This is a genomic window from Mycobacterium sp. NTMscope_MAC_12 (genome assembly GCF_976985675.1).
This window is the reverse complement of record NZ_CDRJYY010000001.1, coordinates 974,722-999,882: the sequence shown is the minus strand read 5'-3', so window position 1 is coordinate 999,882 and position 25,161 is coordinate 974,722. Positions and strand designations below refer to the sequence as shown.

General features: G+C 64.1%; 21 protein-coding genes and 3 rRNA genes. 7 read left to right on the top strand and 17 right to left on the bottom strand.

The window, feature by feature from the left end:
* Nucleotides 1-5: 5 nt before the first annotated feature.
* Nucleotides 6-1,079, bottom strand: coding sequence for a GGDEF domain-containing protein (locus AC0KS4_RS04805; RefSeq protein ID WP_238957432.1), 1,074 nt, complete (start codon nucleotides 1,077-1,079; stop codon nucleotides 6-8).
* Nucleotides 1,080-1,298: 219 nt separating this feature from the next.
* Between AC0KS4_RS04805 and AC0KS4_RS04800 the strand changes: the two genes are divergently transcribed.
* From AC0KS4_RS04800 to AC0KS4_RS04785, 4 genes are all read left to right on the top strand, one after another.
* Nucleotides 1,299-2,786 carry a DNA-3-methyladenine glycosylase 2 family protein gene (locus AC0KS4_RS04800; protein WP_238957431.1) on the top strand — a complete coding sequence of 496 codons (1,488 nt, stop codon included), beginning with the start codon at nucleotides 1,299-1,301 and terminating at the stop codon, nucleotides 2,784-2,786.
* Entirely contained in the window at nucleotides 2,783-3,274 is a 492-nt protein-coding gene (locus tag AC0KS4_RS04795; RefSeq protein ID WP_225326699.1) for a methylated-DNA--[protein]-cysteine S-methyltransferase, read from the top strand. The genes AC0KS4_RS04800 and AC0KS4_RS04795 overlap by 4 nt, the downstream gene beginning before the upstream one ends.
* A 61-nt stretch (nucleotides 3,275-3,335) precedes the next feature.
* Complete coding sequence (locus AC0KS4_RS04790) at nucleotides 3,336-3,644, top strand: hypothetical protein (protein WP_225326700.1); 309 nt, start codon at nucleotides 3,336-3,338, stop codon at nucleotides 3,642-3,644.
* Between the two features lie 23 nt (nucleotides 3,645-3,667).
* A complete protein-coding gene (locus AC0KS4_RS04785; RefSeq protein WP_238957430.1) occupies nucleotides 3,668-4,381 on the top strand; it encodes a hypothetical protein in 714 nt (237 codons plus the stop codon).
* Between the two features lie 30 nt (nucleotides 4,382-4,411).
* On the opposite strand, the gene AC0KS4_RS04780 is transcribed toward AC0KS4_RS04785, so the two are convergent.
* Nucleotides 4,412-5,563, bottom strand: coding sequence for a PPE family protein (locus tag AC0KS4_RS04780; protein ID WP_238957429.1), 1,152 nt, complete (start codon nucleotides 5,561-5,563; stop codon nucleotides 4,412-4,414).
* A 365-nt stretch (nucleotides 5,564-5,928) separates the two neighbouring features.
* Between AC0KS4_RS04780 and AC0KS4_RS04775 the strand changes: the two genes are divergently transcribed.
* The gene (locus AC0KS4_RS04775; RefSeq protein WP_225326703.1) at nucleotides 5,929-6,228 is read left to right on the top strand and encodes a PE family protein; all 300 of its coding nucleotides are present in this window, start codon (nucleotides 5,929-5,931) and stop codon (nucleotides 6,226-6,228) included.
* Nucleotides 6,229-6,240: 12 nt separating this feature from the next.
* A complete protein-coding gene (locus AC0KS4_RS04770) occupies nucleotides 6,241-7,410 on the top strand; it encodes a PPE family protein (protein WP_275254638.1) in 1,170 nt (389 codons plus the stop codon).
* A 281-nt stretch (nucleotides 7,411-7,691) separates the two neighbouring features.
* Here AC0KS4_RS04770 and rrf read toward each other — a convergent pair.
* The 4 genes from rrf to murA form a co-directional block, all read right to left on the bottom strand.
* Nucleotides 7,692-7,804: ribosomal RNA gene (gene rrf / locus AC0KS4_RS04765) — 5S ribosomal RNA — on the bottom strand.
* A 90-nt stretch (nucleotides 7,805-7,894) separates the two neighbouring features.
* Nucleotides 7,895-11,003: ribosomal RNA gene (locus AC0KS4_RS04760) — 23S ribosomal RNA — on the bottom strand.
* Between the two features lie 282 nt (nucleotides 11,004-11,285).
* Nucleotides 11,286-12,817, bottom strand: a 16S ribosomal RNA gene (locus AC0KS4_RS04755).
* The 16S, 23S and 5S rRNA genes sit together here, the layout of an rRNA operon.
* A 369-nt stretch (nucleotides 12,818-13,186) precedes the next feature.
* Nucleotides 13,187-14,440, bottom strand: coding sequence for a UDP-N-acetylglucosamine 1-carboxyvinyltransferase (gene murA / locus AC0KS4_RS04750; protein ID WP_238958052.1), 1,254 nt, complete (start codon nucleotides 14,438-14,440; stop codon nucleotides 13,187-13,189).
* Between the two features lie 195 nt (nucleotides 14,441-14,635).
* Here murA and AC0KS4_RS04745 point away from each other — a divergent pair, with 195 nt between their 5' ends.
* Nucleotides 14,636-15,220 carry a cob(I)yrinic acid a,c-diamide adenosyltransferase gene (locus AC0KS4_RS04745; protein WP_225326705.1) on the top strand — a complete coding sequence of 195 codons (585 nt, stop codon included), beginning with the start codon at nucleotides 14,636-14,638 and terminating at the stop codon, nucleotides 15,218-15,220.
* A 30-nt stretch (nucleotides 15,221-15,250) separates the two neighbouring features.
* On the opposite strand, the gene AC0KS4_RS04740 is transcribed toward AC0KS4_RS04745, so the two are convergent.
* The 11 genes from AC0KS4_RS04740 to rfe all read right to left on the bottom strand — a co-directional run bounded on the left by AC0KS4_RS04740 (nucleotide 15,251) and on the right by rfe (nucleotide 25,119).
* A complete protein-coding gene (locus tag AC0KS4_RS04740; RefSeq protein WP_225326706.1) occupies nucleotides 15,251-15,694 on the bottom strand; it encodes a DUF2550 domain-containing protein in 444 nt (147 codons plus the stop codon).
* A 6-nt stretch (nucleotides 15,695-15,700) separates the two neighbouring features.
* Nucleotides 15,701-16,066, bottom strand: a complete 366-nt coding sequence (locus tag AC0KS4_RS04735) for a F0F1 ATP synthase subunit epsilon (protein ID WP_238958053.1) — start codon at nucleotides 16,064-16,066, stop codon at nucleotides 15,701-15,703.
* A gap of 50 nt (nucleotides 16,067-16,116) precedes the next feature.
* Complete coding sequence (atpD, locus tag AC0KS4_RS04730) at nucleotides 16,117-17,577, bottom strand: F0F1 ATP synthase subunit beta (protein ID WP_225326708.1); 1,461 nt, start codon at nucleotides 17,575-17,577, stop codon at nucleotides 16,117-16,119.
* Nucleotides 17,578-17,605: 28 nt separating this feature from the next.
* On the bottom strand, nucleotides 17,606-18,520 hold the full coding sequence (locus tag AC0KS4_RS04725) for a F0F1 ATP synthase subunit gamma (protein WP_225326709.1): 915 nt from the start codon (nucleotides 18,518-18,520) through the stop codon (nucleotides 17,606-17,608).
* Nucleotides 18,521-18,526: 6 nt separating this feature from the next.
* A complete protein-coding gene (gene atpA, locus AC0KS4_RS04720; RefSeq protein WP_225326710.1) occupies nucleotides 18,527-20,179 on the bottom strand; it encodes a F0F1 ATP synthase subunit alpha in 1,653 nt (550 codons plus the stop codon).
* Between the two features lie 67 nt (nucleotides 20,180-20,246).
* Nucleotides 20,247-21,587: a F0F1 ATP synthase subunit B/delta gene (locus AC0KS4_RS04715; RefSeq protein WP_238958054.1), complete on the bottom strand. Its 1,341-nt coding sequence runs from the start codon at nucleotides 21,585-21,587 to the stop codon at nucleotides 20,247-20,249.
* Nucleotides 21,588-21,593: 6 nt separating this feature from the next.
* Nucleotides 21,594-22,127 (bottom strand): F0F1 ATP synthase subunit B, encoded by a 534-nt coding sequence (locus AC0KS4_RS04710; protein WP_225326712.1) that lies wholly within the window; start codon nucleotides 22,125-22,127, stop codon nucleotides 21,594-21,596.
* Nucleotides 22,128-22,136: 9 nt separating this feature from the next.
* Nucleotides 22,137-22,385: a F0F1 ATP synthase subunit C gene (locus AC0KS4_RS04705; RefSeq protein WP_024636915.1), complete on the bottom strand. Its 249-nt coding sequence runs from the start codon at nucleotides 22,383-22,385 to the stop codon at nucleotides 22,137-22,139.
* 84 nt (nucleotides 22,386-22,469) lie between these two features.
* On the bottom strand, nucleotides 22,470-23,228 hold the full coding sequence (atpB, locus tag AC0KS4_RS04700; RefSeq protein ID WP_238958055.1) for a F0F1 ATP synthase subunit A: 759 nt from the start codon (nucleotides 23,226-23,228) through the stop codon (nucleotides 22,470-22,472).
* Nucleotides 23,221-23,709, bottom strand: a complete 489-nt coding sequence (locus tag AC0KS4_RS04695; protein ID WP_238958056.1) for an ATP synthase subunit I — start codon at nucleotides 23,707-23,709, stop codon at nucleotides 23,221-23,223. Before AC0KS4_RS04695 ends, atpB begins: the two co-directional genes overlap by 8 nt.
* A gap of 216 nt (nucleotides 23,710-23,925) precedes the next feature.
* Nucleotides 23,926-25,119: a glycosyltransferase family 4 protein gene (gene rfe / locus AC0KS4_RS04690; RefSeq protein ID WP_225326715.1), complete on the bottom strand. Its 1,194-nt coding sequence runs from the start codon at nucleotides 25,117-25,119 to the stop codon at nucleotides 23,926-23,928.
* Between the last annotated feature and the right edge of the window lie 42 nt (nucleotides 25,120-25,161).

Here is a 25,161-nt window from a genome sequence, read left to right as displayed (position 1 = left end):
CGGGCTCAGACCGCCACCTGGCGGTGGCGACTTTGGTTGCCGCCGCACCGTTTGGCTTCATACATCGCGGTGTCGGCCTGGGCCACCAATTGGTGGAACGCGTGCTCGGCATAGTCCGAGACGACGCCGCGCAACGCCAGGGTGGCGATTCCGACGCTGGCGGTGACCGATGCGTTCATCGCGGCAATCGCGTCACAAAGGTCTCGGCCCCACTCCGGCAGTTGTTCTGCGGTGACGATGTCGGCGACCAAGAATTCCTCACCGCCGACGCGGCCGACGATGGCGGTCTCACCGCAGGCGGTCGTCAGGGTGCCGGCCACCTCGATGAGCGCCTCGTCGCCGGCGGCGTGCCCGCGGGTGTCGTTGAGCTCTTTGAAGCGGTCCAGGTCAACCATCGCGACCGCCAGGAACATGTGATGGGCGCCGGCGAGCATCCGCCCGACGATCGCCCTGTCGCAGGCGCGCCGGTTCAGCAAGCCGGTCAACGGGTCGCGGTTGGCGCGCGAAAGATCCACCCACAGCGCGCGCACGACGACCTGAATGGCAAGCGGAACGACGACGTTGAGTTCCAGGACCAAGAAGTAGCCGGTGAAGGCCAACACCGCCTGGCCCTCGGCCGCCAGGCGCACCGCTTGCCAGGCCCCGATCGCGCTGGCCACACAGAAGTTCAGCGCCATCAGCCTGGTGGTGTGGAAGAACGCGATATAGCCGCCGGTCACCGAGAGCGCCGAGCAGGACATCAGCCCGACGAGCGGCTGGGGCTGCCACAGGCAGCCGCCGCCAATGGATACGCAGCCGGTCATGATGTAAAAAATGGACTGGCGCCGAGTGGGCCACCCGCTCAACCACAGCACGGTCATGCCCAGTCCGATCACGGCGGACACGAGGGAAACCGTCAGCGCCACATGGGGATACAACGGGGCGGGGCCCCAGTACACGTTGACGGGCACCAGCACCAATGAGGCCGCCACCACGGCCAGCACTCTGCGGGTGTTGGTGCTCAGCCCATGCGCTTGCAAATAGCCTGTCAGCCAATCGAAGTGGTCGTCCTGCCCCCACCACGTCGCCAGCCGCTTCATCGTTCGCCTTTCCCCGAACTCACCCCGTCGGGTCACGCCGTTAGAGCCGGCGAGTTGGCTCACAGTAAATACCATCGCGTGCACTAAGTACCTCGAATCGACAAGAAAGCCGGTCCGAGGTGAGGCCGACCAACGCCGAAGCGCCGCCCCGGCGCACCCGCCCACCACGATGTCGCTTTCCCGCTAGTTTTGTCGGTGCGCGGGTGTAAGTCTGGAAGCGTGCACGACGATTTCGACCGCTGTTACCGCGCCGTCCAGTCCAAGGACGCGCGGTTCGACGGCTGGTTCGTCACCGCGGTGCTCACCACCGGGATCTATTGCCGCCCCAGCTGCCCCGTGCGTCCGCCGTTCGCCCGCAACGTGCGGTTTTATCCCACGGCGGCGGCAGCCCAGCGCGCCGGCTTCCGGGCCTGCAAGCGGTGCCGCCCCGACGCCTCTCCGGGGTCGCCGGAATGGAACGTGCGCGGCGACGTGGTGGCGCGCACGATGCGGCTCATCGCCGACGGCACGGTGGACCGCGACGGCGTCGGCGGTCTGGCCGCCCACCTCGGTTACACCACTCGGCAGCTCGAACGGCTCCTGCAGGCCGAGGTCGGCGCCGGCCCCCTCGCGCTGGCCCGTGCGCAACGCGCACAGACCGCCCGTGTGCTGATCGAAACGACGGACCTGCCGTTCGGCGACGTTGCATTCGCCGCGGGCTTTTCCAGCATCCGTCAGTTCAACGACACCGTGCGTTCGGTGTTCGAAGGCTCACCGAGCGCGCTGCGCCAGCGCGCCGCGGCACGGTCCGCGTCCGAGGCCAATTCGCCTGGCACCGTGTGCCTTCGGCTCCCGGTTCGCACACCCTTCGCCTACGAGGGCGTCTTCGGCCATCTCGCGGCCGGCACCGTTCCCGGTTGCGAGGAGGTCCGCGACGGCGCGTACCGGCGCAGCTTGCGCCTTCCGTTCGGCAACGCCATCGTGACCCTGGCGCCCGCCGTCGACCATGTCCGTTGCGTCCTCGTGCTCGACGACTTCCGCGATCTGACCACGGCGATCGCCCGCTGCCGGCGGCTACTGGACCTCGATGCGGACCCGGAAGCGGTCGACGAAGCGCTGGGCGGGGACGCCGAGCTGCGTCCCGTCGTGACCAAGGCGCCCGGGCAGCGCATCCCGCGCACCGTCGACGAAGCCGAACTCGCGGTGCGCGCGGTGCTCGGACAGCAGGTGTCGACCAGGGCCGCGAGCACCCATGCCGGCCGCCTGGTCGCCGCGTACGGACGCCCCGTCACCGATGCCGGGGGAACCTTGACCCACACCTTCCCCTCCGTCGAGGATCTCGCCGAGATCGACCCTGTCCATCTGGCGGTGCCCAAGGCCCGGCGGCGCACGGTGAGCGCATTGGTCGCCGGCCTCGCCGACGGCAGCATCGTGCTGGACACGGGATGCGACTGGGACAGTGCCCGCAGACAATTGCTCGCCCTACCCGGGGTGGGCCCCTGGACCGCGGAAGTGATCGCGATGCGCGGCCTCGGAGATCCGGACGCCTTCCCCGCCAGCGATCTCGGGCTGCGCCTGGCCGCCAAACAGCTGGGGTTGCCGTCCGACGAATGCTCCCTCGTCGAACGCGGTGCCCGTTGGCGCCCCTGGCGTTCGTATGCCACCCAATACCTTTGGACCACCCTCGCGCATCCGGTAAACCATTGGCCGCCACAGGAGGTCGCATGATCGAGTACCGCACCGTCGACAGCCCCATCGGCTTGCTCACCCTGGCCGGTCGCGGCTCGGTGCTGACGAACCTACGGATGGTCGACCAGACCTACGAGCCGAGCCGCGCCGGCTGGTCGCCGAACCCGCGGGCGTTCGGCGCTGCCGTCGAGCAGCTGGCCGCCTACTTCGCCGGCGAGCGCACCGACTTCGATTTCGAGTTCGATCTGCATGGCTCCGAGTTTCAGCGGCGCGTGTGGAACGCGCTGCTGACAATTCCCTATGGGGAGACGAGGTCTTACGGATGGATCGCCGAGCAGATCGGCGCTCCAGGGTCCGCGCGCGCCGTGGGGTTGGCCAACGGGCATAACCCGATCGCCATCGTCGTGCCGTGCCACCGGGTGATCGGCGCGAACGGCACCCTCACCGGCTACGGCGGCGGCCTGCAGCGCAAACGCGCCCTGCTGGACCTGGAAAAGGTCCACAGTTGCGCAACGCTGTTCGATTAACCGCCGGGCGCGGTCGCGTTTCTTTTGCGAGGTCCGTCGTACGACGCTATCGTCCATATTTGTGGACGACAGTGCGAAGGATCCGGCGGTGGTGCTGCCGTATCTGGTCGGTCGGCCCCTGGCGGCCACCGAGGTCTACGAAGCGTTCGGCTACCGCAAGTCCGCGTACTACAAGGCGGCTCGCGAGGGCAGGCTGATCACCGCCGACAACTTGATCAGGGCGGCCAAGTATTTGGGGTTGAACCCGATTGACCTGCAAGTCCGCTATGGCTTGATCGACCCCGACTCCGTCACCGAGTACCTGGAGTCCCAGGCCGGCCCGCCCAGGCTGCGCGACCTTCGCCCCGATCCCAACAGTCCGCCCGTATGAGCGGCACTGCCGGGACCGTCTGAATGATCAAAACCGCACTGATCATCGCCACCCTGGCCGCCCTCGCGTGCAGCCTGTGGATCCGACGCGACACCTGGCGCTCCCGATGGGAGGCCGGCGCGACCCGCAACATCGCCCTGCATGGCTGTGCCGTGCTGCTGATGTCGCACTGGGCGGCGGCCGCGCTCGGACCCCCGCTGCACCGCATCTTCGGGCTGTGGAACGTCCAACATCTGCTCGGCCACATCTGCTGGATCTTCGCGGTGACGGCGATCATCCGGCACGGGCTCATCCGCCTGGTCGACGAAACCCACGAGAGCGAACTGTTGCGCAAGCACGTCACGCGCCCGCTACGCATCGCGGTTCCGCTGCTGGTGGTGCTGTTCGTCATCGCCGACGAAGGCCATCACCTCGACTTCTTCGCGGCCCCCGCCGACTTCTGGCTGCTGGCCTATTGGCTGGTCCTGGGCGCCCTGATGATCTACCTCCTCTCCTACGCCGGGCGAGTGCTGCTGATCCTGCGAACGGATCCCCGCTCCACGACGACCGTCGACCTCTACCTGATCTCGGCCGGATTCGGGGTGGCGGCGAGCGTGATTCAAATCGGCACCGCCTGGGCGGGCACCGATATCGCCTTGCCCGTCTGGTTGTGCGCCTGCCTGAGCGCCATCGGCTTCGCCTACGGATCCGCGCGATCTTGGCAGGCCAAGGTCGCCTGGTTCACGTCCGGCGAATAGGCCACCCCGCGCCTTCGGCAACCTGAGCGTTTATCCGCCCACCACGTGCCGTGCCACGACCATCGGACGGAACCCGTACCGCTGTCCGACGATCTTGCCCCCGGCCCCCCGGCCCGTGCCGGACAGCGGTATGCCGCGGAGCAACCCGCTTCCCTTGGCTTCGGGGCCGGCGCCGACGCTGCTGACCGCTGGCGGCGCTGTTTCCGCGCTTGTCGCGGGAGCCGCGGCGGCCCAACTCTGCGGCACCGACAAGTGGCCCACCGTGGCCGCCCTGCCCAGACCCGCCGAGACCGTCGAGGACGCGCCCGAGGGCATCGGGCCACCGCCCAGCGTTCCACCCATACCGCGCAAGGTGGCGGCGGCCGCCAGGCCTTTGCTGTCGGCGGCGGCCGGCACCACGCCTTCCCAGATCTTCATCATGTGCTCCCAGTCGCCCAGGTGGTTGTAGGCCATACCAAGGTGGTTGGTATACAGTCCTGTCCACTTCTTCCAGGACTCCGACGCGGACGATCCGGTTGTCCCGGCGGATCCCTCCACCGCTCCGCCGGCGGCTAAGCCGGAGTTTGCCAGCCCCGAGGACGTACCGGGCTGGGCGCTTGTCTCGGCGGCTGTTTCGGCCGCGTGGGCGACCGCCGCGGCTTGACCCCCTTGCCCCGCCGGGTTGGTGGTGGACGGCGGCTGGTCGAACGCGGTCAACGTTGAGGCGCCGGCCGACGCCGCGGCGTAGGCGTACATCGCGGCTGCGTCCTGGGCCCACATTTCGGCGTAGTGGGCTTCGGTGGCAGCAATCGCCGGCAGGTTCTGACCAAAGAAGTTCGTTGCGATCAACGTCATCAGTTGCGCGCGGTTCGCCGCGATCACCGGTGGCGGAACCGTCATCGCGAACGCCGCCTCATAGGCGCCCGCGGCGGCCTTCGCCTGGATGGCCGTCTGCTCAGCCTGTGCGGCGGTCGCGGTCAGCCACGCCGTGTACGGGGCCGAGGCGGTGGCCATCGTCGCCGACGCCGGACCCACCCACACGCCCGTGAGTTCGGCGATCAACGAACTGTAGGAGGCTGCCGTGGTGTACAGATCGATGGCCAACCCGTCCCAGGCTGCGGCGGCCGCCAGCATCGGCCCCGAACCCGCGCCGACGTACATCCGCCCGGAGTTGATCTCCGGCGGAAGCGCCCCGTAATCCACTAATGGGTCCCCTCGTCTTTTCGACGGCTGTCACACGCACACCAACGCCGCCCGAAACTGTGGTCAGATACTGGTGCGCGGGTACCGTCCGGCGCAGCCGACACCGTCGGCGAGGGAGTCACGAACGCGATGCCGTTCTTCGGCCGCGGCGGCTGTGTTTCATGAGTGGGCGTTTGTACACATATGTGATCGTAGGAACATATATGTACGTCATAGTTCACGAATCTGAACTGAATCTAGCTGAAGATGAACATTTGTCTTGGCCCATACACTATTGGGCGCGCAGCACTTAACCTCGCGGAGGAGCGGCTTTTAGCGGCCGTTCAACACCGTTGAAACCGGAACCAGCGAGGAGAGAATTCACCGTGTCCTTCGTGACCACCCAGCCGGAAGCGTTATCCGCCGCAGCCCAGAACCTGGCTGCCATCGGCGCGGCGCTGGCCGCACAGAATGCAGCGGCATCGGCGCCGACGATGGGAGTGGTTCCCGCGGCGACCGATGAGGTCTCGGTGCTGGTTGCCGCCCAATTCGCCACGCACGCCCAGATGTATCAGACCGTCTGCGCCCAGGCCACGGTGATTCACGACAGCTTCGTGAGGATGTTGCACTTCGGCGCCGGTTCGTATGCGGCAACCGAAGCCATCAACGCCGCCGCGTCCAGCTGAGGAGGGCGATACATGCTGGATTTCGGAGCGTTACCCCCGGAGATCCATTCTGGGCGCATGTATTCCGGCCCCGGCCCGTCGTCGATGATGGCCGCGGCATGGGCGTGGAACATGCTGGCCGCGGAGTTGGATTCCGCAGCCAATGACTACGACACGATCATCACGCAACTGGTCAGCGAAGAGTGGATGGGTCCCGCGTCGGCACAAATGGCCGAGGCTGCCAAACCCTATGTGACGTGGATGCGCACCACCGCCGTGCAGGCCGAACAGGCCGCCATCTCGGCCAGGGCCGCGACGGGCGCTTACGAAGCCGCGTTTGCCGCCACGGTGCCCCCGCCTTTGATCGAAGCCAACCGCACCCAGCTCGCCCAGGCGGTGTCGACCAACGTGCTGGGCCAAAACACGCCGCTGATCGTGCAACTCGAGGCGCAGTACGCCGAAATGTGGGCGCAAGACGCCACCGCGATGTACGGGTACGCCGGCCAGGCCGCACCGGTGACCCAAGTGACGCCGTTCACCCGGCCGACGGAGACCACCAATCCGGCCGGCGAGGCCATGCAAGCCGCCTCGGTCGCCCAGGCGGCCGGCACCTCGGCCGGCGCAGAGTCGACGCAGGCGCAGCTGCTGTCCTCGGTACCGCCCACGCTGCAGGCGCTCGCGTCGCCCGCGGCGAACACGCCGCCGCCGCCGATCACCGAGGTGCTCGAACAGAATCCCGTGTTCGACATGTGGGCCGAATACGCCAGCCCCGCGCAGAACACGCTCGCGATGATGTATCGCGTTACCGGGATGTCGACCCATTTCCTCTCGCTCTCAAAGGGTTTGGCGCCTGCCGCCAAGGCGGCCAGCGAGGGAGCCAAGGCTGCCGCGGCCCTGCCCACCGTTGGCGCGTCGCTGCGCGGCCTCACGGGTGGTGGGGGCGCCATATCGGCAAGCCTGGCTTCTGCAGCACCGGTCGGTGGGTTGTCCGTGCCGCCCACCTGGTCTGCCGCGACCCCGGCGGTCCCTTCTGGGGCATCATCAATTCCGGTCAGCCGCTTCATCACCACCCCGGACACGTCAGGGCCCGGAAACCTGTTGGGCGGGATGCCGCTGGCGGGTGTCGGCGGAAGTTCGGCCGGCACTGGCCCGCGCTACGGGATCCGTCCGACGGTGATGGCGCGCCCTCCGTTTGCCGGATAGCCGGACGGCGACACCTCGTAGTTTGGTCGAGACCCGGTTCAGGGCAACGACGTTCGATCGACCAGACGGGCGCTGCGTGCGCACGTCGACACGCGGTGTGGCGACGGAGGTTCGGATGCTGCGCGGTGGTCCGCCCACCGCGCACCCCGTGTCGCCGGCCAAGGCAAACCGCACACTGCGATCCCTCGCGCGCGTCGACATATGTCTATAAATGCCGGCGCCCCAATGGTTTTGGGCGCAAATGCAAAAACACCCCCGTTGCCGGGGGTGTTTTTGTGTATGTTCGGCGGTGTCCTACTTTTCCACCCGTAGGGGCAGTATCATCGGCGCTGACAGGCTTAGCTTCCGGGTTCGGAATGGGACCGGGCGTTTCCCTGTCGCTGTGGCCGCCGTAACTCTATTTAAATTTGTTTGGTGGAGGGGTGCGGTGTCGAAGCTTTCCGCAGCAAATTGCCGCGGAAATGGACTGTGGTTGCGATTGTGTGTTGGTAAGTTTTCGGCCGGTTAGTGCCAGTTCCCTGCACTCATTACTGAGCTTCCAGGTCTGGCCTATCGAACCCGTAGTCTGCGGGGGGCCTTATCCCTCTAAAAGGGTGAGAAACCTGATCTTGGAGAAGGTTTCCCGCTTAGATGCTTTCAGCGGTTATCCTGTCCGAACGTGGCTATCCAGCCGTGCTCCTGGTGGAACAACTGGTATACCAGAGGTTCGTCCGTCCCGGTCCTCTCGTACTAGGGACAGGTTTCCTCAAGTTTCTGACGCGCGCGGCGGATAGAGACCGAACTGTCTCACGACGTTCTAAACCCAGCTCGCGTGCCGCTTTAATGGGCGAACAGCCCAACCCTTGGGACCTGCTCCAGCCCCAGGATGCGACGAGCCGACATCGAGGTGCCAAACCATCCCGTCGATATGGACTCTTGGGGAAGATCAGCCTGTTATCCCCGGGGTACCTTTTATCCGTTGAGCGACACCCCTTCCACTCGGGGGTGCCGGATCACTAGTCCCGACTTTCGTCCCTGCTTGACTTGTAAGTCTCGCAGTCAAGCTCCCTTGTGCACTTACACTCGTCACCTGATTGCCGTCCAGGTTGAGGGAACCTTTGGGCGCCTCCGTTACATTTTAGGAGGCAACCGCCCCAGTTAAACTACCCGCCAGGCACTGTCCGTGAACCCGATAAGGGTTCGACGTTAGGTGTCCAATACGATCAGAGTGGTATTTCAACAACGACTCCATACAAACTGGCGTCTGTATTTCACAGTCTCCCACCTATCCTACACAAACCGTACCGAACACCAATACCAAGTTGTAGTGAAGGTCCCGGGGTCTTTTCGTCCTGCCGCGCGTAACGAGCATCTTTACTCGTAGTGCAATTTCGCCGAGTCTATGGTTGAGACAGTTGGGAAGTCGTTACGCCATTCGTGCAGGTCGGAACTTACCCGACAAGGAATTTCGCTACCTTAGGATGGTTATAGTTACCACCGCCGTTTACTGGGGCTTAAATTCTCCGCTTCACCTTACGGTTAACGGGTCCTCTTAACCTTCCAGCACCGGGCAGGCGTCAGTCCGTATACATCGTCTTGCGACTTCGCACGGACCTGTGTTTTTAGTAAACAGTCGCTACCCACTGGTTTCTGCGGCCGAATCCCGCTCCCACCGCAAGGGTGTTCACGGTATTCCGGCCCCCCTTCTCCCGAAGTTACGGGGGCATTTTGCCGAGTTCCTTAACCATAGTTATCTCGTACGCCTTGGTATTCTCTACCTGACCACCTGTGTTGGTTTGGGGTACGGGCCGTGTATGTGCTCGCTAGAGGCTTTTCTTGGCAGCAGAGGATCACCGAATTCACCTCAATCGGCTATGCATCACCTCTCAGGATTAATGAGCGACGGATTTGCCTATCGCTCTCCCTACAGGCTTGCCCCAGTATTACCACTGACTGGTACGGCTACCTTCCTGCGTCACCCCATTGCTTGACTACTACCAGCGAAGGTCCCACGCAGCCCCGAAACTCCATGCCCCCGAAGGGGAATGGTCGATCCGGTTTTGGGTGGTTAGTACCGCTGATTCATCAGGGACGCCCATACACGGGTACGGGAATATCAACCCGTTGTCCATCGACTACGCCTGTCGGCCTCGCCTTAGGTCCCGACTCACCCTGGGCGGACTGGCCTGGCCCAGGAACCCTTGGTCTTACGGCGGGCAAGGTTCTCACTTGCCTTATCGCTACTCATGCCTGCATTCTCACTCCCCCATCCTCCACCACCGGTCACCCGGAGGCTTCGCTGAATGAGGGACGCTCCCCTACCCACATCCACCGTACGGTGAATGTGCCGCGGCTTCGGCGGTGTGCTTGAGCCCCGCTACATTATCGGCGCACAATCACTTGACCAGTGAGCTATTACGCACTCTTTCAAGGGTGGCTGCTTCTAAGCCAACCTCCTGGTTGTCTCTGCGACTGCACATCCTTTTCCACTTAGCACACGCTTAGGGGCCTTAGCCGGCGATCTGGGCTGTTTCCCTTTCGACGTACGGAGCTTATCCCCCGCCGTCTCACTGCCACGCTTTACACCACGGCATTCGGAGTTTGGCTGACGTCAGTAACCTAGTAGGGCCCATCGGCCATCCAGTAGCTCTACCTCCGTGGTGAACCACGTAACGCTGCACCTAAATGCATTTCGGGGAGAACCAGCTATCACGGAGTTTGATTGGCCTTTCACCCCTACCCACAGCTCATCCCCTCAGTCTTCAACCTAAGTGGGTTCGGGCCTCCACGCGGTCTTACCCGCGCTTCACCCTGGCCATGGGTAGATCACTCCGCTTCGGGTCCAGAACACGCCACTACACCCCAAAGGGGATGCGCCCTATTCAGACTCGCTTTCGCTGCGGCTACCCCGCACGGGTTAACCTCGCGACGTGTCCCTGACTCGCAGGCTCATTCTTCAAAAGGCACGCCATCACCCCACAAGGAGGCTCTGACGGATTGTAGGCACACGGTTTCAGGTACTATTTCACTCCCCTCCCGGGGTACTTTTCACCATTCCCTCACGGTACTAATCCGCTATCGGTCATCGAGAAGTATTTAGGCTTACCGGGTGGTCCCGGCAGATTCACAGCAGATTCCACGGGCCCGCTGCTACTCGGGAATTGATACAAGGTAGGTGACGGGTTTTCGCGTACCGGGCTCTCACCGTCTACGGCAGACCATCCCAGGCCACTTCCGCTAGCCACGACACTTTCTGACTACCCCTCAGCCAGGTAGAGCTGAGATGTATCCTCCCACAACCCCGCACACACAACCCCTACCCGGTATCACATGCGTGCGGTTTAGCCTGTTCCGCGTTCGCTCGCCACTACTTACGGAATCACAATTGTTTTCTTCTCCTACGGGTACTGAGATGTTTCACTTCCCCGCGTTCCCTCCCGCACCCTATATATTCAGATGCGGGTAACACGACATCACTCGTGCTGGGTTTCCCCATTCGGAAATCCTCGGATCAATGCTCGGTTGGCAGCTCCCCGAGGCATATCGCAGCCTCCTACGTCCTTCATCGGCTCTCGATGCCAAGGCATCCACCATGCGCCCTTAAACACTTACTTACACACAAAAACCAAAAAAGAAATTACACATTTTGATAAACGCATCAGCCACAAGGACTATGCGCTCATCTAGATGCTCGCAACCACTATCCAATACTCAAACACCACACCCCACCACCAAGATGGAGGGACTCCACACGGATCGACCGAGTGTTGTCTCAGGGCCCAATAGTGTGTCTGGCAATCATTTGCTGTTGTGCACCCGGCTCCCATCCACTACAGACGAGAACCCCTCACGGCTCGCACCCCACCAATTGGAGTGCTTTTCGTGGTGCTCCTTAGAAAGGAGGTGATCCAGCCGCACCTTCCGGTACGGCTACCTTGTTACGACTTCGTCCCAATCGCCGATCCCACCTTCGACAGCTCCCTCCCAAAGGGTTAGGCCACTGGCTTCGGGTGTTACCGACTTTCATGACGTGACGGGCGGTGTGTACAAGGCCCGGGAACGTATTCACCGCAGCGTTGCTGATCTGCGATTACTAGCGACTCCGACTTCATGGGGTCGAGTTGCAGACCCCAATCCGAACTGAGACCGGCTTTAAAAGGATTCGCTTAACCTTGCGGCATCGCAGCCCTTTGTACCGGCCATTGTAGCATGTGTGAAGCCCTGGACATAAGGGGCATGATGACTTGACGTCATCCCCACCTTCCTCCGAGTTGACCCCGGCAGTCTCTCACGAGTCCCCGGCATTACCCGCTGGCAACATGAGACAAGGGTTGCGCTCGTTGCGGGACTTAACCCAACATCTCACGACACGAGCTGACGACAGCCATGCACCACCTGCACACAGGCCACAAGGGAACGCCTATCTCTAGACGCGTCCTGTGCATGTCAAACCCAGGTAAGGTTCTTCGCGTTGCATCGAATTAATCCACATGCTCCGCCGCTTGTGCGGGCCCCCGTCAATTCCTTTGAGTTTTAGCCTTGCGGCCGTACTCCCCAGGCGGGGTACTTAATGCGTTAGCTACGGCACGGATCCCAAGGAAGGAAACCCACACCTAGTACCCACCGTTTACGGCGTGGACTACCAGGGTATCTAATCCTGTTCGCTCCCCACGCTTTCGCTCCTCAGCGTCAGTTACTGCCCAGAGACCCGCCTTCGCCACCGGTGTTCCTCCTGATATCTGCGCATTCCACCGCTACACCAGGAATTCCAGTCTCCCCTGCAGTACTCTAGTCTGCCCGTATCGCCCGCACGCTCACAGTTAAGCCGTGAGATTTCACGAACAACGCGACAAACCACCTACGAGCTCTTTACGCCCAGTAATTCCGGACAACGCTCGCACCCTACGTATTACCGCGGCTGCTGGCACGTAGTTGGCCGGTGCTTCTTCTCCACCTACCGTCAATCCGAGAAAACCCGAACCTTCGTCGATGGTGAAAGAGGTTTACAACCCGAAGGCCGTCATCCCCCACGCGGCGTCGCTGCATCAGGCTTGCGCCCATTGTGCAATATTCCCCACTGCTGCCTCCCGTAGGAGTCTGGGCCGTATCTCAGTCCCAGTGTGGCCGGACACCCTCTCAGGCCGGCTACCCGTCGTCGCCTTGGTAGGCCGTCACCCCACCAACAAGCTGATAGGCCGCGGGCCCATCCCACACCGCAAAAGCTTTCCACCAAAAGACATGCGTCTAAAGGTCCTATCCGGTATTAGACCCAGTTTCCCAGGCTTATCCCGAAGTGCAGGGCAGATTGCCCACGTGTTACTCACCCGTTCGCCACTCGAGTACCCCCGAAGGGGCCTTTCCGTTCGACTTGCATGTGTTAAGCACGCCGCCAGCGTTCGTCCTGAGCCAGGATCAAACTCTCCAAACAAAAACTCCTCGATGAACGAGGCGAATTCACAATCAGAGAAAATCTGACCTAACAAAAAGACACCAAAAACTGGCATCAAAAATTGCCATACCCACACACGGGGGGTGTTAGGTATGGCCAAAAAACAACAACAAATAAAAAGACCAAACACACTATTGAGTTCTCAAACAACACTTGTTTCGCCCGTTTTGGGGCAACCCTGCCAGCTTAATACAAGTCCGGCAGTGGAGTCAACTCCCAGTTTTTGGTCTTCCAGAGACCGTGTCGGGAGCAGCCGTGCCAGGCTAGTACCAATCCAGCGAGGGAGTCAAGGCCCCGCTCTCGTCCACCTTCGCGTTGGTGATCGCGCTTGTGGGGCACTGACTTTGGTTACTCTACCCGCTCGATCTCCGCTCCCAAAATCGCCAGGTTTTCCACGAACAACGGGTAGCCGCGATCGATGTGAAAGACGTCGTGGACCTCGGTGTCGCCGTCGGCGACAAGCCCCGCCAACACCAGGCCGGCGCCGGCCCGAATGTCCGAACACCACACCGGCGCGCTCGACAATTGCGGCAGTCCGCGCACGACGGCGTGGTGCCCGTCGGTGCGGGCGTCGGCGCCCAGCCGAATCATTTCCTCGACGAAACGAAAGCGCGCCTCGAATACGTTCTCGGTGATCATCGACGTGCCGTCGGCGATCGAGGCCAGCGCGATCGCCATGGGCTGCAGGTCGGTGGGAAACCCGGGAAAAGGCAGCGTCGCCACGTTGACCGCCTTCGGCCGCTCGTACTGGGTCACCCGGAAGCTGCTTTCCGTTTGGGTGACCGTGGCGCCGGCGTCGTGCAGCTTGTGCAGCACCACCTGCAGGTGCCCCGGGTCGACGCCGGTGACCGAGATATCTCCGCGGGTCATCGCGGCGGCGATGCCCCACGTGGCGGCGACGATGCGATCCCCGATGACGCGATGTTCGGTGGGGTGTAGCCGCGGGACGCCGGTGATGGTCATGGTCGGCGAACCGGCGCCTTCGACCTGGGCGCCCATCTGGTTCAGCATCGTGCACAGATCGACGACGTCGGGTTCGCGCGCAGCATTGTGGATGGTGGTGACGCCTTCGGCCACGACCGCGGCCATCAGGATGTTCTCGGTGGCCCCCACCGACGGAAATTCCAACTGAATCTCCGCGCCGCGCAACGTATCAGCCTGCGCCACCACGCATCCGTGCTCGATGTTGCATTGCGCGCCCAACTGGCGCAGGCCGGCCTGGTGCATGTCCAGCGGCCGCGAGCCGATCGCGTCTCCGCCGGGGAGTGCGACGCGGGCGCGCTTGCACCGACCGACCAATGGCCCCAGCACGCACACCGAAGCCCGGAACTGTCGCACCGCGGCGAAGTCGGCATCGTATTTCGGCTCGTCGGGCGAGGTGATTCGGGCGACGTCGCCGTCGAGTTCGACGGTTGCGCCGAGGCCGCGCAGGACCTCCGCCATCAGCGGCACATCGAGGATGTCGGGGCAATTGGTGATGGTGCTGGTGCCCTCGGCCAACAACGTCGCGGCCATGAGCTTGAGCACACTGTTCTTTGCGCCCCCGACCGCGACTTCGCCTGACAACCGGTTGCCGCCGGTCACCACGAATCGCTCAGCCATCCGCGTCAGTCTAGTGAAGCGGTATCGGCTTGTCAGTCGGCCAGCTTGGTGACGATGCGCTCCGCGCAGCGGAGTGCGGAGGAGCCAAGCCATCGGGGCCACGTGGCGACGATGCGCACCGCGCAGCGGAGTGCGGAGCAGCGAGCACTCGAGGCAAGTCCCGGCCCCTTTACGCGCCGCAGTACCGTTTTGCTCATGGCAGTGCACCTGACTCGCATCTACACCCGGACCGGCGACGACGGCACCACGGGATTGAGCGACTTCTCGCGGGTCCCCAAAACCGACCCCCGCCTCGTGGCCTACGCCGACTGCGACGAGGCGAACTCGGCGATCGGCGTCGCCGTCGCCATCGGTCAGCCCGGCGACGAGCTCAGCGCCGTATTGCGCCAGATCCAGAATGACCTCTTCGACGCCGGCGCGGATCTGTCCACCCCGGTGGTCGAAAACCCCGAGTATCCGGCGCTGCGGGTCACCCAGCCCTACATCGACCGGCTCGAAAAGTGGTGTGACACATATAACGAGTCGTTGCCGAAGCTGAATTCCTTTGTGTTGCCTGGGGGTTCGCCGTTGTCGGCGTTGCTGCATGTCGCCCGCACCGTGGTGCGTCGGGCCGAGCGCTCGGCGTGGGCGGCGGTCGATGCGGCGCCGCAACAGGTCAACGTCCTGCCCGCGAAGTACCTGAACCGCCTGTCGGATCTGCTGTTCATCCTGTCGCGAGTGGCCAACCCAGACGGCGATGTGCTCTGGAAGCCGGGCGGCGGGAAGGATGCTCCGAGCTAGCCGAAACGGCAACACGTTTGGTGATGCGGCCTAGATGCTGCGCCGGCGCGAACGCGGCGACGGACGCGACTCCAGCCAGGACAGGAACGCGGTCAACGCGCCCTTGTCGAACGCGATCTCGTAGCCGGACCGGCGGTCCTGGGTGGTATCGCGCAGCTCGATGACGACGATCTCGTCGGTCATGATGTCGAACTCGTCGCCGCGCGGCGCGCGCCTGGCCACGATCTCCACGCCCCGCCGGCTCAACCGTCGGTCCGGCCACAATCGCAGACTGGAAAGCCGGTAGAACGCGGCTTCGCCGCCGCGGTAACGGATTACCCCGTGTCGCCACCCGTGACCACCCACCGCGGGGATGTCTCGCATGATCCCGGCGGTGCCGCCCTGACGCAGCTTCCACAGCCGATAACTCAGCGCGACAACGGCGGCCGCCAGCACGACGACGAGCACGACCATGGCGGTCATGGGCGCGCTCATCGGCGGTTAGTCGATCGCGCCGACGGCGCGCAATCGGGCGCGCCCCCTGGCGGCAATACGCGGATCGTCCGACTCAGAAGCCTCTCTGGCCGCGTGCTCGTCGATTTCCGACTCGAACTCGGCGGATTCCGCGAGGATGGTCACCGCCTCCTCGGTGACCGACAGGAATCCGCCGTCCACCGCGATCCGTAGATCGTCGTCGCCCTCTCGTTCGACGCGCACCATTGCGTCGTTGACCAATTGCGCCACCAATGGGATGTGCCGGGGCATGATGCCGATCTCACCGACGGTGGTGCGGGTGAACAGGAAGGTTGCCTCACCCGACCAGATCTTTCGGTCAACGGCGACGATCTCAACGTTCAATTCGGCCATGCCACAGACCCCTTCGATAGCTTGCGGGCCGGTTTCGGCCCGGCTGCAAGTTAGAGCTTGGCGCCAAGGCTCTCTGCTTTCTTGGCCAAGTCGTCCAGGCCACCGATCAAGAAGAAGGCCTGCTCGGGCACGTGGTCGAACTCGCCCTTGGTCACGCGGTCGAACGCCTCGATGGTCTCCTTCAGCGGTACCGTCGAACCCGGCTGACCGGTGAACTGCTCGGCCGCCATCATGTTCTGCGACAGGAACCGCTCGATGCGCCGTGCGCGCTGCACGAGCTGCTTGTCCTCTTCGGACAGCTCGTCGATACCGAGGATCGCGATGATGTCCTGAAGGTCCTTGTACCGCTGCAGGATTCGGATGACTTCCTGCGCCACGCGGTAGTGCTCGTCACCGACGACACTCGGGTCGAGGATCGTCGAGCTCGAGGCCAGCGGGTCCACCGCGGGGAAGATGCCCTTGGAGAACACCGAACGCGACAGCTCGGTGGTGGCGTCCAGGTGCGCGAAGGTCGTCGCCGGCGCCGGGTCGGTGTAGTCGTCGGCGGGCACGTAGACCGCCTGCATCGACGTGATCGACCGGCCACGGGTCGAGGTGATGCGCTCCTGCAGCTCACCCATCTCGTCGGCCAGCGTGGGCTGGTAACCGACCGCCGACGGCATACGACCGAGCAGCGTCGACACCTCCGAACCGGCCTGAGTGAACCGGAAGATGTTGTCGATGAACAACAACACGTCCTGGCCGGCCTCGTCACGGAACCACTCGGCCATGGTCAGCGCGGAGAGCGCCACCCGCATACGAGTGCCGGGCGGCTCGTCCATCTGACCGAACACCAGCGCGGTGTCCTTGAGCACGTTGGCTTCTTGCAGCTCGACCCAGAGGTCGTTGCCCTCACGGGTGCGCTCCCCCACCCCGGCGAACACTGACGTACCACCGAAGTTACGGGCAATACGGTTGATCATCTCCTGGATGAGCACGGTCTTGCCCACGCCCGCACCACCGAACAGCGCGATCTTGCCACCACGCACATACGGGGTGAGCAGGTCGACGACCTTCAGACCCGTTTCGAGCATCTCGGTGCGCGGCTCGAGCTCTTCGAACGGCGGCGGCTTGCGGTGAATCGACCAGTGCTCGAAGTCTTCTCCGTAGCCCGGCTTGTCCAGGCAGTGCCCCAGGGCGTTGAACACGTGGCCCTTGACCTCCTGGCCGACGGGCACCGAGATGGAACGACCGGTGTCGGTCACCTCGACCCCACGCACCAGGCCGTCGGTGGGCTGCAGCGAGATGGTGCGCACCAGGTTGTCCCCGAGGTGCTGGGCGACCTCGAGCGTGAGCGTCTTCGCCAGTTCCTCGAACGTGATCTCCGCGTTCAGCGCGTTGAACAGTTCCGGCACGGACCCCCGCGGGAACTCGACGTCGACGACCGGCCCGGTGACCCGTACCACCCGGCCGCTGGTGTCGCTCTTGGCCGACTTCGTGGACTTCTCGTCGGTTGCTGTCGTAGCAGGCATATTTTCTTTCGCTTCCTAGTGGTGCTACCTAGCGGGCGTCGGCGAGCGCGTTTGCGCCACCGACGATTTCGCTAATCTCCTGGGTGATCTGGGCCTGCCGCTCGCGGTTCGCCATCAGCGTCAGGGCCTTGATGAGGTCGTCTGCGTTGTCGGTGGCCGACTTCATCGCGCGCTGGCGCGACGCCAGCTCCGATGCCGCCGATTCGAGCAGCGCCTCGTAAACGCGGGTGGTCAAGTACCGCGGCAGCAGCGACTCGAAAAGCGTTGTCGCGTCCGGCTCGAACGAATACAACGTCCGCACTTCGGGCTGTTCCTCGACGTATTCGACCACCATGGGGGCGATCCGGTGGGCGACCGCCGCCTGCGACAACATCGACTTGAACTCGCTGTAGACGATGTGCAACTCGTCGACACCCTCGGCGTCAGACTGACCGTCGTCCTCGTCGCCGGTGCCCAGCATGAATGCTTCGACCAACGTCTCGGCGATCTCGGCGGCGTTCTCGTACTGCGGTTGCTCGGAAAAACCGGTCCAGGACCCTTTGATGTCCCAGTTGCGGAACGTGTAGTAATTCAGCGCTTTACGGCCGACGGCGTACAGCACCGGCGTCTTGCCCTGTTCCCGCAGCAAGGAGAAGAGCTCCTCGGCCCGGCGGAAGATGCTCGCGTTGTAGGCACCGCACAGACCCCGGTCAGAAGTCACCACCAGCACGCCCGCACGCTTCGGCTCGGACCGCTCGACGAGCAACGGGTGGTCCAGCGCGGCCTCGGCGGCCAGCGTGGTGAGCATCGCGGTGATCTGAAAGGCGTACGGCCTGGCGGAGTCCAGCCGAGCCTGCGCCCGACCGATCCGCGATGTCGCGATCAACTCCTGGGCCTTGGTGATCTTTTTGATCGACCCGGCCGAGCGGATGCGTCCGCGTAATTCACGAAGTGTGGCAGCCATAGGTTGCTACTTCTTTGCCTTCTTGGGTGCAGGCTTCTTGACCTTCACCGATTCCTTTTCCAGCTCGCCCTCATCGAGCGCCTCGACGTGCTCGTCGGGCACCACCGATCCCCCACCGGTGGCAGCGAAGCCCTTCTTGAAGTTGTTGATCACCTTCTCGAGTTCTTCGGCCGCCTCGTCGGAGAGCTTCTGGGTGTCGCGGATCCCCGACAGGATCTTCTCTTCGGAGGCCCGCATGTGGTCCAGCAGTTCGGTTTCGAAGCGCCGGACGTCCTCCACCGGCACCGAGTCCAGGTGACCACCGGTGCCGAGGAAGATCGAAATCACTTGCTCCTCAACGGGCATGGGCTGGTACTGCGGCTGCTTGAGCAGCTCCACCAGCCGTGCACCGCGGTCGAGCTGAGCCTTCGACGTCGCGTCGAGGTCGGAGGCGAAGGCGGCGAACGATTCCAGTTCGCGGAATTGCGACAGGTCCAAACGCAGCGAACCCGCCACCTCCTTCATCGCCTTGATCTGCGCGGCACCGCCCACGCGGGACACCGAGACACCGACGTTGATGGCCGGCCGCACACCCTGGTTGAACAGGTCGGACTCGAGGAAGCACTGCCCGTCGGTGATCGAGATGACGTTGGTGGGGATGTAGGCCGAGATGTCGTTGGCCTTGGTCTCGATGATCGGCAGGCCGGTCAACGAGCCGCCACCGAGCTCGTCGGAAAGCTTGGCGCAACGCTCCAAAAGCCTTGAGTGCAGGTAGAACACGTCACCCGGGTAGGCCTCGCGGCCGGGCGGGCGGCGCAGCAGCAGCGAGATCGCGCGGTAGGCCTCGGCCTGCTTGCTCAGGTCGTCGAAGACGATCAGCACGTGCTTGCCGTCGTACATCCAGTGCTGGGCGATCGCCGAACCGGTGTAGGGCGCAAGCCATTTGAACCCGGCGGAGTCCGACGCCGGCGCCGCGACGATGGTGGTGTAGTCCATCGCGCCGCCCTCTTCGAGCGCGCGCCGCACCGAGGCGATCGTGGTGCCCTTCTGGCCGATGGCCACATACACGCAGCGCACCTGCTTTTGCTCGTCGCCGGTCTCCCAGTTCTGCCGCTGGTTGAGGATGGTGTCGACGCAGACGGCGGTCTTGCCGGTCTTGCGGTCACCGATGATCAGCTGGCGCTGGCCGCGGCCGATCGGCGTCATCGCGTCGATGGCCTTGATCCCGGTCTGCAGCGGCTCTTTCACGCTTTGCCGCTGAACCACCGAGGGCGCCTGGATCTCCAGGGCGCGCCGGATGTCGGTTTCGATGTCGCCCTGGCCGTCGATCGGCTGGCCCAGCGGGTTGACCACACGGCCCAGGAACGCATCGCCGACGGGGACCGAGAGGACCTCGCCGGTGCGCTTGACCTGCTGGCCCTCTGCGATCTTCTCGAAGTCACCCAGGATCACCGCGCCGACGCTGTGCTCGTCGAGGTTGAGCGCCACGCCGAGCACGCCGCCGGGGAACTCGAGCAACTCCTGGGTCATGACGGACGGCAGGCCTTCGACGTGGGCGATGCCGTCACCGGCGTCGACGACGGTACCGACCTCTTCGCGGGCGGTGTCGGAGGTGAAAGAGCCTACGTACTCCTCGACGGCGCTCTGAATGTCATCAGCGGAGATTGTCAACTCGGCCATGGCTTTTCGTCTTCCTACTTGATCTTCGTAACGCTTGTGTCGGAATGGTTTGTGATTGGTCAGGTGGTCAGTCGGGCAACTGCGCCTCGGCCGCGGTCAGACGGGACGCGAGCGTCCCGTCGATCACTTCGTCAGCCACGGAGATGAGCAGTCCGCCCAGCAGTTCGCTGTCGACCTGCAGCTGCACCGCGACCGGATGACCGTAGATGCGACCGAGCACGTCGGTGAGGCGGGTGCGCTGGGCGTCACTCAGTTCGGCTGCCGCGCTGACGTGCGCAACGACTTCGCCGCGACGCGCCACCGCAACCTCGGCGAGGAACCGGACGGCCTCCTCGGCGGGCTGGCCCCTGAGCAACTCGATCGTCTGGGTCAGCAGTGCGGCCACGATCGGCTGGACCCTGGCGCTCGCGCTGTCGAGCACCTTGCGCAGCAGCGCAACTCGGCCTTCCACCGGAACGGCGTAGTCGCCCAGCAGGATGGCCAGTCGCGGTTGCGCGTCCAGGATGCGGGAGAACCGGAACAGCTGTTCCTCGACGTCGTCGACTTTGTCCTCACGTTCGGCAACTTCGAGCAGCGCCTGCCGCGACACGTGCTCGAGGGCGTCGATGAGGTCGGAGTTGGCCGACCAACGCTCCGATACGGCAGCGCGCAGAACGTCGAGGGTCGGGTCGCCGACCTTGCCGGCGAGCAACCGCTCGATCAATCGGGCTCTGGGCGCCCCATCCTCGGCGGGCACGGTGAGATACCGCGTGACAACGATTTCGCGATCCAGCGTCTGGGCCACGGCGACGAGTTCACCGGACAGGGTGGAAAGCCCCTTGTTGTCAAGGTCTTTGGCGAGGGTGCTGAACCGCTCCTGCAGGTTGGTCAGCGCGACGCGGCTCGACGAGCGCATCTTGGTCATCAGCGGATACTGGACCTCGGCCGAGGCGGGCGCCATCGCGTCGAGGTCGTCGAGGAATCGATCCACCGTGGCCGATTGCTGTGCGGCGTCGGCGACGAAGTTACGCACCAGCTCGCCCGCCTGGCGCACCGCTTCGTGACCGAGCTCCAAGCGGAGCTGACGGCTCAGCTGGGTGCGCAGCAGGTCGACCTGGCGGCCGCCCTGCGACTTGATGCGTTCCGCCTCGACGCCGGCCTGGTTCCCCAACTGTTCGGTGATGCGCTTGGAGTCCGACTCCGCCTCTTCGACAACGCGTTTCGACTCGGCCTTGGCGTCCTCCACGGCCTTGCTGTGCGCGGTGGTCGACTCGGTCAACCGATCGCTCGCCGCGGCCGCGTCCTTCAATTGTTGGCGCACCGCGGCTTGCCGCGCGGCCATCAAGCGACGCACCGGCGGCACGACATAACGCACCACCAGGAACACGATGGCCGCAAAGCCCACCAACTGGCCGATGAAAGTCGACATACGTGATTACCGTCCGGATGTCTTGGTTGCGGATGTGGTCGCTGCGGCGGGGGCGACATCGACGCCGAGGATTCGGCTGGCCAACGTCGCCGCCATGGACGCCACGTTGGCACGCAAATCCAGTTCCACGGCGTCCCTTTCCCGCTTCAATTGCTGGGCGGCCAGCTGCAACGTCGAGGACACCTCTTGCTCGGCCCGGGCGCGCGCGTCTTCCAAGACCTTACGGCCCTCGGCGCGCGCGTTGTCGCGCAACGACGACGCCTGCACTCGGGCTTCGGTCATGGCTTCTTCGTAATCGGCCTGGGCGGCTTCGAACTGCTCGGCCGCCTTCTTGGTGTCGGCGGCCGTCTTGGCGACCATGGCGTCGCGCTCGCGCAACACCTTCATGACCGGCGGCACGACGAACGTGCCGATGACGGCCAGCACGATCAGGAAGATGGCCAGCACGAAGAAGAAGGTGCCGTTGGGAACGAGGAAGTTGTTGCCTCCCTCTGCCACCACCTGGCTGGACGCCAGAACGCTCAGGCTCGCGTCACCCATCACAGCGAACTAGGTGCCGACGGGCGTGGCGAAGACGAACAGCGCCATGAAGGCCAGGTTGATGAAGTAGGCCGCCTCAACCAGACCGACGGTGATGAAGAACGGCGTAAACAGCCGGCCTTGCGCCTCGGGCTGCCGGGCGATCCCGGAAACCAGCGCGTTGCCGGCGATACCGTCACCGATACCGGCACCGATCGCGCCGCCGCCCATGATGAGTCCACCGCCGATGAGTGCAGCGGCAGCGACTTGGGGGTCCAGAGCCATTCTTATCCTCCTTGATATCTGGTAGGGGTCTACCAGGCCTCTGTAATGGTGCGTGGGACAAAACAATTCATGCTGGCTTTAGTCATGGTGATCCTCGATCTCCATGGCTTGACTGAAGTACAAGATGGTCAGAATCGAGAAGATGAAGGCCTGGATCGCCCCGACGAACAGGTCGAAGGCTTTCCAGATCGCGTTGGGCGCCCACATGATGTACGGCGGGAACAGCGCGATCAGCGCGACCAGGATGCCGCCGGCGAAGATGTTGCCGAAAAGTCGGAGTGACAACGAGATTGGCTTGGCCAACTCCTCGACGACGTTGATCGGCGCCAGGAACGCCACGTGGCCTTTGAGCACGGCGAGCGGGTGTCCGACGACGCCGCGGCGCCAGATGCCGGCCACGTGGTAACAGACAAAGACGAAAAGGGCCAGCGCCAGAACGTAATTGATGTCCGCCGCCGCCGACTTCAGCAACTCGGTGGTGTGCCCGGCGGCGTCGGTGTATTGCAGCGGGAGCACCGACAGCCAGTTGGAGATCAGGATGAACACAAAGATGGTGACCGCGAGCGGCAACACGAACGGCGCGATGCGCATGCCCACCGCGGCCTCGATCTGATCGCGCATCTGGACCGTGATGGCCTCCCAGAACAACTGCACGCCGCTCGGGACGCCGGTCGAGGTGATCTTCGCCCGTAGGAAGAAGGCCAGCGCGAGCACGATCAGCGCGGCGATCCCCGTCGACAGGATGGTGTCGGTGTTGACGGTCATGCCGAGCCAGGTGGCGTGGCTGTGTTCGCCGACCTCGATCGCGCCTTCGGCCAGGAACGTCGTCTCAGGCATCGGTGGTGTTCCTTCCTTCCGTACCTTCCGTTCCTGCGTTGCTTCCGGCACCGTCCGCGGATTCCGCCCAGTCGCCGGCGCGCAGCTTCTTCCACACCGGCAGCGCCGTCGATGCCACCAAGAGGATCTGGAACAGCGCCAGCCCGAACACCACGCCCAGGCCGGCAGGCCGGAAGACGTAGGCAATGATCAGCCCGACGATGGTGATGATGGCCAGCCGTGACGCCGAGTTGACGGCCAACGACCTTTTCAGCGGGTGGTCCTTCGCGGTGATCGACTCAACGGAGCGGCGCACCAGTACCGCGTTGAGCAAACCCAGCAGCAGCCCGATCCCGAAGAAGACGCCGACCATCAGGTGACCGGACAATCCGGCGGCGAGCACCGCCACCGCCGTGATGGCAATGCTGATCGCGAAGAGCCGAACCGGACGGAAAGCAACAGAGGGAAACACCAACGGCGCGTCCTGCGCTGGTGTCGTCACTGCAGCACCTCAATCCCAGGTTGGTGATACGGGAACCCCTCGACCGACTGATCGGTGGCCCGCCGAGCGTATCGCACGTCACAGTTGAATCACCCAAGGGGTATCTCCCGAGGCCGGTCTTGAACCAGCCCGATCGGATTAGCCTCCGAGGGGCCGGTTGCCTGTGCGGCTTTTTGGGGTTCTACCTGGACCGTACCACACAACAGGCCCCTACTACTACTCCTCGTCGTAGTACTCGTCGCGCCGCCGCAAAAGCGGGATCGCCGTGGCGACACCGGCGACCACGATGGCGCCCAGCATGACCGCGGCGGTGTCGCGGGGGCGGAAAAAGATCGTGCTCGCCGCGCCGAACGCGACGATGCCGACCCACAGATAGATCAGCAACACCACGCGGCGGTGCGAATGGCCGATCTGCAGCAACCGGTGATGCAGGTGCATCTTGTCGGGGCTGAACGCGCTGCGGCCCGCGCGGGTGCGACGCACGATCGCCAGCAGCAGATCGAGCATCGGCACGAAGATCACCGCCGCCACCAGCAGGAAGGGTGACAGCAGGGCAAACACGTCGCGGGCGCCGTAGGCGTTCTGCGAAACGGGGCCGGCCGCCGTCGTGGACGCGGCGGCGAGCATCAGGCCGATCAGCATCGAGCCGGAGTCGCCCATGAAGATCTTGGCGCGATGAAAGTTGTGTGGGAGAAAGCCCAGACACGCCCCGGCGAGCACCACCGAGATCACCGCCGGCGGATAGAACAGGACGTCGCCGCCGTGGTCGCGGAGCAGCCCGACCGAGAACATGCAGATCGCCAGCGCGGTGATGAGGCCCAGCCCGGCGGCCAGCCCGTCGAGCCCGTCGACGAAGTTCATCGCGTTGACCACCGATACGGTCAGCGCCAGTGTCAGCAGGATCGACGAGGCCTGGTCGAGCACGATGGTGCCGACCCCGCCCATGGGGATGTACAGGACGCTCCAGGCCACGCCCATGGTGACCAGCACGCTGGCCGCGGTGATCTGGCCGGCGAACTTGGTCAGGGCATCCAGACCCCAACGGTCGTCGATCAGCCCGATCCCCAGGATGACCGCGCCGGCCACCAGGACCGCGGGCATGCCGGTGGAGTAGACGAACCCGCGGGTGAGCGCCGGAAGCTGGGAGGCCAGGAACACGGCGGTGACGACGCCGAGGAACATCGCCAGCCCGCCCATGCGCGGGGTGGGCGTCACATGAACGTCGCGTTCCCGCGGATAGGCGACGGCGCCCAGCCGGGTCGCCAGCACGCGGACCGGTCCGGTGGCGAAATAGGTGATGATCGCCGCGGTCAATCCCACCAGCGCCAGCTCGCGCAGCGGAACACCGGCGCCGCGATCAGAAAGGGCGAGCAAACCACCGGCAAGGTTGGTCACATCGCTGGACACCAACGAGACCGTAGTGCACCAACCTGGGAGCTCGACAACCGCTCC